Annotated in this window: 12 protein-coding genes; 7 read left to right on the top strand and 5 right to left on the bottom strand. The window is 42.4% G+C overall.

The window, feature by feature from the left end:
• Positions 1-42 precede the first annotated feature (42 nt).
• Positions 43-1,704: an energy-dependent translational throttle protein EttA gene (ettA, locus tag HX743_RS12325; RefSeq protein WP_004974427.1), complete on the bottom strand. Its 1,662-nt coding sequence runs from the start codon at positions 1,702-1,704 to the stop codon at positions 43-45.
• A gap of 281 nt (positions 1,705-1,985) precedes the next feature.
• Here ettA and HX743_RS12320 point away from each other — a divergent pair, with 281 nt between their 5' ends.
• The 4 genes from HX743_RS12320 (at position 1,986) to HX743_RS12305 (ending at position 5,365) form a co-directional block, all read left to right on the top strand.
• On the top strand, positions 1,986-3,263 hold the full coding sequence (locus HX743_RS12320; protein ID WP_004974425.1) for an O-acetylhomoserine aminocarboxypropyltransferase/cysteine synthase family protein: 1,278 nt from the start codon (positions 1,986-1,988) through the stop codon (positions 3,261-3,263).
• Positions 3,264-3,570: 307 nt separating this feature from the next.
• A complete protein-coding gene (locus HX743_RS12315; protein WP_004974423.1) occupies positions 3,571-4,458 on the top strand; it encodes an SDR family NAD(P)-dependent oxidoreductase in 888 nt (295 codons plus the stop codon).
• Between the two features lie 199 nt (positions 4,459-4,657).
• Positions 4,658-4,954 carry a hypothetical protein gene (locus HX743_RS12310; protein WP_004974421.1) on the top strand — a complete coding sequence of 99 codons (297 nt, stop codon included), beginning with the start codon at positions 4,658-4,660 and terminating at the stop codon, positions 4,952-4,954.
• Between the two features lie 99 nt (positions 4,955-5,053).
• Positions 5,054-5,365 (top strand): hypothetical protein, encoded by a 312-nt coding sequence (locus HX743_RS12305; protein ID WP_019838218.1) that lies wholly within the window; start codon positions 5,054-5,056, stop codon positions 5,363-5,365.
• Between the two features lie 88 nt (positions 5,366-5,453).
• Here HX743_RS12305 and HX743_RS12300 read toward each other — a convergent pair whose 3' ends face one another.
• A complete protein-coding gene (locus HX743_RS12300) occupies positions 5,454-7,805 on the bottom strand; it encodes a Tex family protein (protein WP_096901295.1) in 2,352 nt (783 codons plus the stop codon).
• 347 nt (positions 7,806-8,152) lie between these two features.
• On the opposite strand from HX743_RS12300, the gene ompR reads away from it, so the two are divergent.
• The 3 genes from ompR to HX743_RS12285 all read left to right on the top strand — a co-directional run bounded on the left by ompR (position 8,153) and on the right by HX743_RS12285 (position 12,378).
• The gene (gene ompR / locus HX743_RS12295) at positions 8,153-8,917 is read left to right on the top strand and encodes a two-component system response regulator OmpR (RefSeq protein ID WP_104852661.1); all 765 of its coding nucleotides are present in this window, start codon (positions 8,153-8,155) and stop codon (positions 8,915-8,917) included.
• Positions 8,918-9,085: 168 nt separating this feature from the next.
• The gene (locus HX743_RS12290) at positions 9,086-10,546 is read left to right on the top strand and encodes an ATP-binding protein (protein WP_004974413.1); all 1,461 of its coding nucleotides are present in this window, start codon (positions 9,086-9,088) and stop codon (positions 10,544-10,546) included.
• 308 nt (positions 10,547-10,854) lie between these two features.
• Positions 10,855-12,378: an acetyl-CoA hydrolase/transferase family protein gene (locus tag HX743_RS12285; RefSeq protein WP_004974412.1), complete on the top strand. Its 1,524-nt coding sequence runs from the start codon at positions 10,855-10,857 to the stop codon at positions 12,376-12,378.
• 105 nt (positions 12,379-12,483) lie between these two features.
• On the opposite strand, the gene HX743_RS12280 is transcribed toward HX743_RS12285, so the two are convergent.
• From HX743_RS12280 to HX743_RS12270, 3 genes are all read right to left on the bottom strand, one after another.
• The gene (locus tag HX743_RS12280; protein ID WP_004974410.1) at positions 12,484-12,879 is read right to left on the bottom strand and encodes a hypothetical protein; all 396 of its coding nucleotides are present in this window, start codon (positions 12,877-12,879) and stop codon (positions 12,484-12,486) included.
• A 98-nt stretch (positions 12,880-12,977) separates the two neighbouring features.
• Positions 12,978-13,712, bottom strand: a complete 735-nt coding sequence (locus HX743_RS12275) for a class I SAM-dependent methyltransferase (protein WP_154320240.1) — start codon at positions 13,710-13,712, stop codon at positions 12,978-12,980.
• A gap of 325 nt (positions 13,713-14,037) precedes the next feature.
• Positions 14,038-14,538: a hypothetical protein gene (locus HX743_RS12270; protein WP_256732317.1), complete on the bottom strand. Its 501-nt coding sequence runs from the start codon at positions 14,536-14,538 to the stop codon at positions 14,038-14,040.
• Positions 14,539-14,721: the final 183 nt, after the last annotated feature.

Genomic DNA, 14,721 nt, shown 5'->3' with positions numbered 1-14,721 from the left:
CCTTCTCGGCTGGTTTTTTTAATGAGAACTCAAGTTTTAGACTTAAGCGCCAATTTTACGGTATTTGCTACGTTTGGTTGCCAGATCATCACCATATTTCTTACGGCGATATTCTTCAAACTCAGTATAGTTACCTGTAAAGAATTCTGGCTGCTCATCTTCGAATGACAAGATGTGCGTTGCAATACGGTCTAGGAACCAACGGTCGTGCGATACCACCATCACTGTACCTGGGAAGACTAAAATTGCATCTTCCAGTGCACGTAAAGTTTCAATATCCAAGTCGTTTGATGGCTCATCCAGCAAGATCACGTTTGCGCCCTGCTGTAGAATTTTTGCCAGTTGTAAACGGTTACGCTCACCACCCGACAATTCACCAACGCGTTTTTGCTGATCCTGACCTTTAAAGTTAAAGCGACCAATATAAGCACGCGATGCAATTTCATAATCGCCCACTTTCAAAATGTCTAAACCGCCAGAAACTTCTTCCCAAACAGTTTTGTCATCATCTAGAGTGTCACGAATCTGACCGACATAAGCCACTTTTACCGAGTCACCTAAAGTCACGCTGCCCGTATCAGGTTGCTGCTCGCCAGTCATCATACGGAATAAAGTCGTTTTACCCGCACCGTTTGGACCGACAATCCCCACAATCGCTGCAGGCGGCACAGTAAAGGAAAGGTTTTCGTAAAGTAAGCGATCACCAAATGACTTGCTGATGTTTTCCACTTCCACCACTTTGTTCCCTAAACGTGGGCCAGGTGGAATATAAATTTCAGAAGTTTCGTTACGCTGTTGGAATTCACGCGAGTTAAGCTCTTCAAAACGCTCCATACGCGCTTTGTTTTTCTTTTGCTGGCCTTTCGCATTAGAACGTACCCATTCCAATTCTTTTTTCAAGGCTTTAGCAAAAGATTCTTCTTGCTTCTGTTCTTGCTCTAAACGGTTATTTTTCTGCTCTAACCATGAAGAGTAGTTACCTTGATATGGAATACCATGTCCACGGTCAAGTTCTAAAATCCATTCTGCAACGTTATCCAAGAAGTAACGGTCGTGGGTAATTGCCACAATCGTACCCGGGAAGTCTTTTAAGAAACGCTCTAACCAAGATACAGATTCTGCATCCAAGTGGTTCGTCGGCTCGTCTAGAAGCAGCATGTCTGGTTTAGACAATAACAAACGGCATAAAGCCACACGACGACGCTCACCACCCGATAATTTGTTAACATCAGCATCCCAAGCTGGCAAATTTAATGCTGCCGCTGCTTGTTCAAGCTGATTGTTCAGGTTGTGTGCATCCCAAGTTTGGATAATCGCTTCTAACTTCTCTTGCTCTTTTGCAAGTTTGTCGAAATCTGCATCTGGATCTGCATATTCTGCAAAAACTTGGTCTAAACGCTCTAAAGCATCTAAAGCTTCACGCACACCATCTTCCACGTTGCCGCGTACATCTTTGCTCGGGTCTAGTGGTGGTTCTTGCTCAAGATAACCAATTTTGATGCCTGGCTGTGCACGAGCTTCACCAGAGAAATCTTTATCTACGCCCGCCATAATACGGAGCAAAGTCGATTTACCTGCACCGTTTAAACCAAGCACACCAATTTTTGCACCTGGGAAAAATGATAAGGAGATGTCTTTCAAGATTTCGCGCTTAGGCGGAACCATTTTCGACACTCGGTTCATCGTATAAATATATTGGGCCACGTAGGACTCCTCAATAGAAAACCAAATCTGGGGCTCAGATGAGCAGCCCCTGCTCTAATGAGCGAAAAAATAATCGGGTATTATACCTGAATACGGAGAAAAAATAAGACACCACAAACATCTTGCATGCTTTGTTACAACTCTAGCGATCAGCGGATAAGCACAGGACTTTTTGCCTGCTATATCAAATTTACAGCTAAATATTGCAGCACTTTTACACTTTCTTTCATATTTAAAAGTGCTAGACTCAAACCAATTTAACTCACGAAGATGAAGTAAACATGACCTATAAAGACGAAACTTTGGCCATTCATGCAGGCTATAGCCCAGAACCAACCACCAAAGCCGTGGCTGTGCCTATTTACCAAACCACTTCTTATGCCTTTGATAATACGCAACATGGTGCCGATTTATTTGATTTAAAAGTACAAGGCAATATTTACACCCGTATTATGAACCCAACCACTGCAGTATTGGAGCAACGTGTTGCAGCACTTGAAGGCGGGATTGGCGCATTGGCTTTAGCATCGGGTATGGCTGCAATTACCTACGCAATTCAGACCATTACCGAAGCAGGCGATAACATTGCTTCAGTATCAACTTTATACGGCGGTACTTACAACTTATTTGCCCACACCTTGCCTAAACAAGGCATTGAAGTACGTTTCTTCGATTATCAACAGCCTGAAAGCTTACGCGACCTGATTGATGACAAAACCAAACTGGTCTTTGTAGAATCCATTGGTAACCCATTGGGCAATATTATTGACCTTGAAGCGATTGCGAAAATTGCGCACGAATACGGCATTCCAGTGGTGGTGGATAACACTGTAGCCACGCCTGTCTTGCAAAAATCATTTGATTTTGGCGCAGACATCATCATTCACTCACTGACCAAATATATTGGTGGTCACGGTACGTCTATTGGCGGCATTATTGTCGATAGCGGTAAATTCCCTTGGGGCAAATATCCTGAGCGTTTTAAAGCCTTAAATACACCTGACCCAAGTTACCATGGTGTGAACTATGTAGAAGCCTTAGGCGCTGCAGCATTTATTGCACGTGCACGTGTAGTACCACTACGCAATACAGGTGCAGCGATTAGCCCGCATAACGTATTCCTAATTTTACAAGGTTTAGAAACCTTAAGCCTGCGTATGGAACGCCATACTGAAAACGCGCAAAAAGTAGCGGAATATTTACAGGCACATCCAAAAGTGAAATGGGTCAATTACGCAGGTTTGAAAGATCACCCGCAACATGCGTTGGCACAAAAATATGTGAAAGGCAAACCTTCTGCAATTCTGTCTTTTGGTGTGCAAGATGGCCGTGAAGGCGGAACCCGCTTTATTGATGCACTGCAATTATTCACACGCTTGGTCAATATTGGCGATGCCAAGAGTCTGGCTTGCCACCCTGCAACCACCACTCACCGTCAGTTGAGTGCAGATGAACTCAAAGCGGCTGGTGTGAGTGAAGATATGGTGCGTTTATCCATCGGGATTGAACATGCCGATGACTTAATTGCCGATTTAGAGCAAGCTTTAGCAGCCGTATAAAAACTCATCAGTTCAAACTTTGTACTGGCATCCTGCTGATTAATTTCAACAGGATGCTTTTTTATTTTAATTTTTCTTTGTATGTCTTTGCATTAGCTTTATTTCATGGTAAAAATAAAGATATACAGCTCACAAAAATAGAGCAATTACTCTAAATTCATTTTTAAATTCAACCACTTATTCCATAGCTTTTTTTGTGCAATCGGCTATCATAAAGCCAAGTAAAACAGTTCAAATTCAGTCTGAAATTTGAATCGTCAATCTCAATAAAAATGACAACTCAGGAATCTAAATCAGGAATATTAGCGTGAAGCCAAAATTAGAGAAACTTTTTCAACAGCGTGTAAATGGTAAAGTTGCCCTTATTACAGGTGCATCGAGTGGTATTGGTTTAACCGTGGCACATAAGCTAGCCGATGCAGGTGCGCATGTGCTTTTGGTGGCACGTACTCAGGAAACGCTCGAACAAGTCAAAGCTGAAATTGAAGCACGTGGTGGCAAGGCTTCAGTTTTCCCTTGTGATCTAAACGATATGGACTCTATTGATGCTGTATCGCAACAAATTCTTGCCTCTGTCGATCATATTGATATTTTAATTAACAACGCAGGCCGCTCAATCCGTCGTGCAGTACATGAGTCGGTTGATCGTTTCCACGACTTTGAACGTACCATGCAGCTCAACTATTTTGGTGCTGTGCGTTTGGTACTCAATATTTTGCCGCAGATGATGCACCGTAAAGATGGTCACATCATCAACATCAGCTCGATTGGTGTATTAGCCAACGCAACGCGTTTCTCGGCTTATGTGGCATCTAAAGCCGCATTGGATGCGTTTAGTCGCTGTCTATCTGCAGAAGCGCATACACACAAAATTGCGATTACTTCGGTGTATATGCCATTGGTTCGTACCCCAATGATCGCACCAACCAAAATTTATAAGTACGTGCCCACCCTTTCACCTGAGCAAGCGGCAGATTTAATTGCTTATGCGATTGTGAAACGTCCGAAGAAAATTGCGACACATTTGGGTCGTTTGGCTTCAATCACTTATGCGATTGCACCAGACATTAACAACAAACTCATGTCGATTGGTTATAACTTATTCCCAAGCTCTACCGCTTCTGTGGGCGAGCAGCAAAAACTGAACTGGGTACAAAAAGCGTATGCGCGCTTGTTCCCAGGTGAACACTGGTAATTTATACACAATTCAAGTTTTGCTTTAGGCGACCTACGGGTCGCCTATTTGTTTTTACAGCTTAGGTTGAACAGCGCACAACAATACAACATCACTTCAACAATTTTTAAATTGTGCAGCCGCAACTTTTCATGTGATTTTAATATTGGTTTAAGAAATAGCATTCAAAATGACATTACAATAATGAAAGGTACAACACATGAAAACTCTGTATCTGTTTAAGCTATTTTGTTTTTCTGCTGCGGGCTTAAGTTTTTATCACTTATATACTGAGCTTACGCGCAATCATGTAGACACATTTCAAGTGATGACACTGACAGGCCTGGTGGTCTTGTTAGTCGAATTGGGCTATCGCAGCCAACTTGCCGTGTCCATGTCGCATTCATCTGGTGCGATGTCCGAAGTTTCTGCCTCTTCTAATTACAGTTATTTCATGTCTAAATTGGCAGCAGGCAGTATTGCCACAAGTTTTGTTCTGCAAGGCTTAATCCGTTAATTGCTTATTTAAGATCCACAATCTCAACCATAACAAAACATTCAATTGCACCGCATTTTTATGCTATAACACAGCTGTTTTAAGTATTTTGAATGGATTATGCGAGCACTGGCCCTCATTTTACAGTATGGCTGTTTTGCCTTTGCCTTGTTTCTGAGTTATCAGGTTGCAACGGCGCTTTATCAGCAAGAATATGAACTTTTAGAGGTTGTTGCCGATGTCGGCACGATTTTAATTTGTATTGATTTGGGCGTATTTTTATTTAGCAGCAAAGCCTCACAAGGTTTAAATCTTCAGGAATATGCTCGCCAACTTGAAGCACCACCGTCAAAACTAGTCGCAGTGACTCGTAAACTTGGACATTTGGGAATTATGCTGATTTTGGTGAGTTGGATTGTACCGTTGATTTAAAATCCATCAAAAAATCTGTATATAAAAATGTTCCTGCAAAACAAAAAGCTCCCGAATTTCGGGAGCTTTTTGTTAGAGCAATTCAAAATTACTTCGAACCTTTAATCCCTGCTTGTAACAACAATGCACCTAAACCACCAATTTTATTTTCTTGTGGTTTAGCGGCTTGTGGTTTTTTCGCTTGTGGACGCTCAGTCTGAGGACGTGACTGCTGTGGACGTTTCGCTTGTGGCTTACGCTCTGTACGCTGTTCTTGATCACGACGTGGTGCACGCGCTGCTTTTGCAGGTGCAGCCGAACCTTCAGGACGCATCGATAAATTCACACGGTTACGCTCTACATCAACCTGCAACACACGCACTTGAACAATTTGACCTGGTTTCACCACTTTATGCGGATCAGCCACAAATTCATTGGCCAACTCAGAAATATGCACCAAACCATCCTGATGTACGCCCACATCCACGAAAGCACCAAAGTTGGTCACGTTGGTTACAACACCTTCAAGCTGCATGCCTTCAGTCAGCTGCGCCACTTCAGTAATATCTTCACGGAATTTAGCCGTACGGAATTCAGGACGTGGGTCACGACCTGGTTTTTCCAATTCAGACAAAACATCCTGAATAGTTGGTAAGCCGACTTGCTCATCCACAAACTCTTCAGCATTCACTGAACGGATAATTTCAGTATTACCAATAATATCTTTAACCGTGGTCGCTTTGGCAGCCACAATTTTTTCTACTAAACCATAAGATTCAGGGTGCACTGCAGAAGCATCCAAAGGCTCAGAACCTGCCTGAATACGTAAGAAACCTGCTGCTTGTTCAAAAGTACGTTCGCCTAAACGCGGTACGTTTTTCAAAGCTTGCCGATTGTCAAAACGGCCATGTTCTTTACGGTATTCAACAATTTGCTGTGCAATGGCTTTATTCAAACCTGCGATATAACCCAAAATTGCTGAAGATGCCGTGTTGACATCGACACCGACCGAGTTCACACAGTCTTCTACCACAGCTTCTAAGGTTTTTGCTAAACCTGCCTGATTCACGTCATGTTGATACTGACCCACACCGATTGATTTTGGATCAATTTTTACCAACTCTGCCAATGGGTCTTGCAAACGACGTGCAATCGACACTGCACCACGAATCGACACATCTAGTTCTGGCAACTCTTGCGATGCCAATTCAGAAGCTGAATACACAGATGCACCCGCTTCAGATACAGACACACGTGTTAATTTCAAGTCACTGTGCGCCGCCATCATTTCTGCCACAACCGCTTCAGTTTCACGGCTTGCAGTCCCGTTACCAATCGCGATTAAATCAACATTGTGCTCACGGCATAAACGAGCAAGTTCTTCAATCGCGCCTGCTTTGTCTTCTTTAGGTGCAAATGGATAAACCGTGCTATGTGCAACCACATCGCCAGATTGGTTCACCACAGCCAGTTTGACACCTGTACGGATGCCAGGGTCTACGCCCAGCGTACAACGCGCACCTGCAGGTGCAGAAAGCAATAAATGACGCAAGTTTTCTGCAAAGACATCCATCGCTTCAGCTTCGGCAGCCAAACGCTTTTCAGTCAATAATGAATGTTCGATTTGTGGACGCACTTTGCCCAACCAGAACAATTTTGCCGTTTGCTTTAAAAAGTCCTGACGTGCTTGCGGCTGAATCTGATCTAAATTGTATTCAGTTTCAATACGTGCCAAAGGCGCACTGTCTTCACCATCAACTTTTAAGCCCAAGACGTTTTCTTGGCGACCACGCAACATCGCCAATAGACGATGTGAAGGCACTTTGTTGAGGTTTTCTGAAAAATCGAAGTAATCACGGAATTTTTTGCCCACTTCTTTTTTCTCTTCAGAAGCAACCAAGCTTTTTAATACCGCTGTTTTGGCAAAAATTTCTTTTAATTCTGTGGTTAAGGCAATATTTTGTGCCCATTCATCAATCAGAATGTGTTGTACCGCATCTAGCTGACTGTCTGCATCAGGATAGTCTGCATGACTAAAGCCTGCTAAAGCTTCGCTTGGCTCAACCTGTTCTGCAAAAATTTGCGCTGCAATTGGGCCTAAACCTGCTTCTTTAGCTTTAAACGATTTACTGGTGCGTTTTGGACGGTAAGGCGCGTAAATTTCTTCTAAAGCATTTTTGGTTTCAGCAGCGTTAACCCGTGCCAATAAATCATCAGATAATTTATCTTGTTCTTTGAGTGATTCTATTACTTTTTCGCGACGCTCATATAAATCACGTAAATACGATAAACGTGTATCGAGCTGACGTAGCTGCGTATCATCTAAACCTTGCGTCACTTCTTTACGGTAACGTGCAATAAATGGAACGCTAGCACCTTCATCAATAAGTTTGATGGCAGCTTCTACTTGATTTGGTCGTACGGCAAGTTCTTTTGCTAACTGCTGAACTAAGTCAGTCATCGTGTGTGATCCTACAAGGATAAGTACTAAAAGCCATGATTATAAAGACCAAGACTATAAAATCCACAATTGTTTTATGAATTTTATAAATGGTGGTTTTTTGGCGATTTTTGCCAATTCGGCTAAATTTTATAAATCTAAATAAAATTCAGGCTTATGTTAGACTCAAACGGACAAATATGTCAGTTTTTCGCATGGGAATGCTGTATATATTTGGTATCTATGTCTTGATTTTGTCTGCAATATTTGTTGCTTTAGAGCATAGGCAATAGATACCAATGAATCGTATACTCAAAGCCAACTCAACTTTTTGTTTACGATGACAATAAAGAATAAAGGAGCACATCATGAGTTTAGTTGTACCTGCTGAAAAAACAGATGCCGTACACAGCGAAACTGACCGCGTTGAACGCATTCTCGTTGTCGATGATGATGTGCGTTTACGTACCCTGTTACAGCGTTTCTTGGAAGATAAGGGCTTTGTGGTCAAAACTGCCCACGATGCGACACAAATGGATCGTTTGTTACAGCGTGAACTGTTCTCTTTAATCGTGCTTGATTTTATGCTGCCTGTTGAAGATGGTTTAAGTATTTGCCGTCGTTTACGTCAATCTAACATCGACACGCCAATTATTATGCTGACGGCTCGCGGCAGTGACTCTGACCGTATTGCAGGACTTGAAGCAGGTGCAGATGATTATTTACCAAAACCGTTTAATCCAAATGAGCTGTTAGCGCGTATTCGTGCTGTATTGCGTCGTCAAGTGCGCGAGGTACCAGGTGCACCAAGTCAGCAAATGGAAGTGGTTGGTTTTGGCCCATGGTCACTAGATTTATCGACCCGTACTTTGACACGTGAAGGTCAGGTCGTGACCCTAACTACAGGTGAATTTGCAGTACTCAAAGCGTTGGTACAACATCCTCGTGAGCCTTTAACCCGTGACAAGTTAATGAATTTGGCGCGTGGTCGTGAATGGGGTGCGATGGAGCGTTCGATTGATGTTCAGGTTTCACGTTTACGTCGTTTAATTGAAGAAAACCCTGCCCGTGCACGTTATATTCAAACGGTTTGGGGTGTCGGTTATGTATTTGTTCCAGATGGTGCGGAATAAGTTGAAAATGATGTGAGGCTTCAGCCTCACATCTTCATGCAATGATCAACATTTATGCACACCGATCATTGTGCTAGATTTAAAGAACAGACATTCCAATAACAAGTATATTCATCATAAAATTTCACTCACTAAATTCGCTTTACAACCTCTGCCACAGGACAAGATGTGAAACTCGAACCCATCGACCCACAAGAATTTACCGACTATGTGGCGTATTCTGAAAAGAAACGTACCCGCTGGGAGCGTTTTCTGGACAAAATCAAACCACGCTCTGCAGCCATGCGCACCACGGTACTGGTGGTTTTTGTGGTGTTGTTTAGCCTGTTTATGTCGTTGTGGTTCTTTTGGCGCACCTTGTATTTACCTGAAATTCAACAACACGCCCGCTATTTAGCGGTTGAACTGGAAATTTTAAACAATCCAGATTTGCGCATTTTTCACAATGAAGCCGAAGTCGATGTCGATGCGTGGCTTAAAAATCGGGTCGGCATTGAATATGTAACCGATCCACGTGAGTTTCCTAATGTACGGGAAAAAGTCATTGCAGAGTTTTTTACCCAACAAATAGAAAAGAAACTGGCAACTGAATTAAAAATGCAGGATGTCACGGTCTATTTCCAGTTCAAACCAAGCCCGCGTATTTGGATTCAAACCCCAGAAATGAATGGCAACTGGGTACGTGAACCCCTCAAAACTTATGCCAACTACAGCCCTGAATTGGTGTTTGGCTGGCTTTTGGGGATTCCACTTTTGGCTGCAGCCATTATTTTAACCTTAGTACGTCAGTTGAACCGTCCTTTGCGTCGTCTGCAAAATGCCGCCAACAGCTACAGTAAAACAGGCAAAGCACCTTATTTAGAAACCAATCACGGTCCGCAGGAAATTCGTGAGGTCAACCAAGCCTTTAATCACATGATTTATACCTTGGAACAGACTGAACGTGACCGTCGTATCATGTTGGCAGGTATTTCACACGACCTGCGCACGCCACTGACACGGATTCGTTTAAGTGCCGAAATGATGCCCGATGATGATTTTTTAAAAGAAGGCTTAATTTACGATGTAGAAGATATGGATGCGATTTTAAATCAATTCATTTCTTATATGCGTGATGGTTCCGATGAAGAATTACAAGAAACCGATTTAAATGTTTTGCTGCAGGAATTGATTATTCAATTTAAACCGTTGGATATTCGCTTTAACGCACAAGAATTACCTTTAATTCAGGCGCGCAGTTTGTCGCTGAAACGTCTGATTGGCAACCTGATTAATAACTCGAAACGCTATGGTGCAGAGCCAATTGAGTTGTCTGCAGAAGTGCTGGATGAACACATTCGGATTAGCGTGGCAGACAACGGTACAGGCATTCCAGAAGACCAAATTGCCGATTTAATGCAGCCTTTTGTACGCGGCAATGAAGCACGTACTGTACAAGGCAGTGGCTTAGGTTTGGCAATTGTAAAACGTATTGTCGATATTCATCAGGGCGAGCTCACCATTCAAAACCGTGAACACGGTGGTCTTGAAGCCATCATTACCCTGCCGTTACAACCTGAAATCGTTGAAGAAAAAAATAATGTTGGCACGCTGGAAAAAATCAAACAAAGTTTGAGTGAACACTTCTAAACGACTGACGCTTTTGATCTCTATCTGGCTTGCTATATACCAATTTTAGACCAACAGCAAATCGGATGGACGATCAAAGTAAAAAATTCAGATGGTGCATATCAAAATTGTATAAAAATATATCAAACAAATTGTAATATTTACCTTTTGATATATAAACAAACGATTAAATTCAATTATTTATGTATTATTTTATATTTTTATACCACCATTTAGGCAAAAAATTAGACCTTAGCCTAACACCTATGCAAAATACCTTTTTTGATCGGTACAATCGGTATCAGTCTAGTATTTTACGAGAGTTCGCCATGTCTTTAGATCGCATCCGTTTAGCCTCCCTCCACGACAAAGTAATCAGCGCAGAACAAGCTGCTGAATTCGTTCAAGATGGTATGACCGTAGGTATGAGTGGCTTTACTCGTGCGGGTGAAGCAAAAGCTGTTCCACTTGCATTGGTGGCACGCGCTAAAACCAACCCTTTAAAAATTGACTTAATTACTGGCGCAAGTCTTGGTAATGATTTAGACAAGCAATTGACTGAAGCAGGTGTTTTGGCTCGTCGTATGCCATTCCAAGTAGACAACACCTTGCGTAAAGCAATTAACCAAGGTCAAGTCATGTTCATTGACCAACACTTGTCTGAAACTGTTGAGCAAATGCGTAACAATACGCTAAAACGCCCAGACATCGCGATTGTTGAAGCAGTTGCAATTACTGAAGACAGCTTAATTATTCCAACAACTTCTGTAGGTAACTCTGCAAGCTTTGTTGAATATGCAGATAAAGTCATTATCGAAATCAACACCACTGTAAGCACAGAATTTGAAGGCCTACACGACATTTATATTCCTGAAGCACGTCCAACACGTGGTCCAGTGCCATTAACTCACGTTGAACAACGTATTGGAACCAAAGGTATTCAGTTAGACCCTGCAAAAGTTGTGGGTATTGTATTTAACGATACCTTGCTTGACTCTCCATCTAACGTGACCGATCCAGATGACGAAACTCAAGCAATTGCAGATCACTTGATCGCATTCTTTGAAAACGAAGTAGCACAAGGTCGTTTACCGAAAAACTTGGCACCTTTACAAGCAGGTATCGGTTCAATTGCAAATGCAGTATTAACAGGCTTCAAACACTCTAACTTTGAAGACTTGGTGATGTACTCAGAAGTACTCCAAGACTGTACGTTTGAATTGATTGATGCAGGCAAAATGAAGTTCGCTTCTGGCTGTTCAATGACTTTGTCTGAAAAATGTGGCGATCGCGTATTTGGTAATCTTGCACACTACAAAGACAAATTCATTTTACGTCCACAAGAAATTTCTAACTTCCCTGAGTTAGTACGTCGTTTAGGCATCATTGGTATTAACACTGCACTTGAGTTTGATATTTACGGTAACGTGAACTCAACCCACGTATGCGGTACCAAAATGATGAACGGTATTGGTGGTTCAGGTGACTTCGCGCGTAACGCACACTTGGCGATTTTCGTGACTAAATCGATTGCGAAAGGCGGTGACATTTCATCTATCGTTCCAATGGCTGCGCATGTAGACCACAACGAACACGACGTTGACATCTTAGTCACTGAGCAAGGTTTAGCAGATTTACGCGGTCTTGCACCACGTGAACGCGCTCGTGCGATTATCGACAACTGTGTACACCCAATGTACCGCAATGCATTGAATGATTACTTTGAGCGTGCATGTGCAAAAGGTGGTCACACTCCTCACCTACTTCGTGAAGCATTATCTTGGCATGCAAACTTCGAAGAACACGGTCACATGTTGACTCCTGCACAACAAGAATCTGCGCAACCAGCATAATTCGCGTGCAATAAAAAACGCCCTGATTTTTCAGGGCGTTTTTTTATGTCTTAAGTTTTTATGTCTTAGATTGTCACAAGGTCATTTGCGACAACGCACTCCATTTTACTCAAATGCCAAAGCTTTAAATTCATCTATAAAATGCTGCCCTAACTGGCGTAAACCATCCACACTGAGTGTGGTTTCAATCACACCCAAAGACACCACATCACGTTGAATTTGCAGCACAGTTTGACCTTGCGGGTTGATATAAAAACGAGAACCCAAAGTTGCAAATTTGCTTGCTAAGTCTAGGTTTTGTTCAGCTCGAACTTGATTCACCACATCTTGCGCGGTAAAACGGTATTGATCATGCAGCAAATTTAAGCTGTTGGATTGCCCATATTCTGCACTTAATGCACAATCATCCAAGACCTGTAAAGGCTGATCAAGATTGGCAAAAGCAGTCGCAGGGAGACTCAGCGCAAGACTGAATAAAATAGGGAGAGAAAATTTTAACATTGGACACCTCGCACATAGGTAAATTACACCTGTGGAGAAACATCCTTTTTTCACCAACTTATATTTTAAGTTCAAAAATCACTCAATACATTGACTTTTTATACCAAGCGACCTAAACGCAGCAAAACTGGAAACTGAATTTCCAAGCCCTGAGCAGGTTGCTGCTGCAACAATTGTTGTAATTCAAGCAAGGGCGTATCAGTATGTTGCTTTAAATAATGCTGCAGTCCCGACCAAGTGTTTAAATAATTCAGCAATTGTGCTGCCGACCAACGATATTTCAGGCAAAGTTCGGGTGTCACGATTTCTTGAAATGGGAAAGGAATCGTGCGATATAAGTCATCAATATAACGACGTTCAGCATCCCAACAACCTTTTAAGGTCTGAAAATACAAGCGTTGAATTGCGGTATTCACCTCAGGATCTACAGCTTGAATCAGACCGTAGCCCACCGCAGCAAATATTCCACTCGGTTTTAGCACCCGATGCACTTCGGCATAAAAGGCATCAAAATTGAACCAGTGAATCGCTTGTGCAACGGTAATTAAATCCACACTCGCATCTGCCAATCCGCTGTCTTGCGCCAAGCAGATACGATAACTCACATTTGCCCACTGCGGTGCCAAATCCAACTGTGCTTGACTTAAATCTGTGGCTAAAATCTGCTGAAAATGTGGTACCAATAACTGGGTAAACTGCCCCGAACCGGCACCACAATCCCAGGCAAAAGTTCGTTCAGGTACATGCTTTAAAATTTCCTGGACAATTTCTGCAGAATAAGCCGGACGGGCCTGTTTATAGCGCAAGCTGTCATCAGAAAACAGATCTTTCATTTAACGATGCTCATAATATTTATAAATTTAATCAATGACCTGATCAATTCTAAAACTGGTCTGGGCAATGAGCACCCGCTGATCATTCAATTGATAATATTTAACATCGTATGGAGCCAATTTCCAGCTCTGGGCAGGATTAAAACTGACCCGGTGGTTCCCGACTGGCTGAGCATATAACGGAGTAATGATCTCTGAAGAACATGACTAGCTCACAGGCTGAAAACAGCCCCAATTTTCAACTGCGCAGGCATTTGCCACTTTCTCGCGGCGGCAAATATAGGCTTCGCTGGCAAAGCTAAGGATTTTTTCAAAAGAAAAATGATTACTTTTTCGGTGTCGGTAGCTCAGGTACAGAAAAATTATTTATAGAAGGTTCAATCGTACCAATGCTGACATTTTTCAGGTCGAGCTGTATATGCATATCACGATCGATGGGCTGCATACTGTTGCTATTGCTACGATCAATATGCTGCATACTGTTGCTACGGTTTATACCAAAGGGTTGCAACATAATATACAAGCCTTGTGTAGGATCACTCGACTGTAAACCCTGAGCAATACTCAATACATACTGTTGTAGAAAGGGCGATAACGAATTTAGGTCGGGTTGTGCTTGTAAGGGCTGAATTTCCAGATTGGCAACCACATAGCTGTCGATCATAAAGTTTTGTGCTTCACGTGAATTACGAATAACTTGATGCTGTAAAGCACGGAGATTTTTTTCATCATTCTGATACGGCACAATCCCGGTTTCTGTACGTAACTCTGGCTCGGCCAGTACGTGCAGGGTGGGTAAGGTCACCGCGTCATCCGCGTGGACCATCATGCTCCATGGACAGCCCAATATCAGCAGCAAAGGATATATTTTTATAAATTTCATCTCTGTACACGACAAATTTCACAGAACCCTTATCCTATCAGGGTTCTGCCTTCTTAAAATTGCCAAAATTTCCTTAAACTCTTCTTTTTTCCCAAAACCAATTAAACGCTGAATCGCCATTTGAAC

The sequence above is a fragment of the Acinetobacter sp. Swhac1 genome (genome assembly GCF_013390985.1).
Taxonomy (GTDB): Bacteria; Pseudomonadota; Gammaproteobacteria; order Pseudomonadales; family Moraxellaceae; genus Acinetobacter; species Acinetobacter towneri.
Note: the sequence above shows the minus strand (reverse complement) of the source record. Positions and strands in the feature narration are given on the sequence as shown.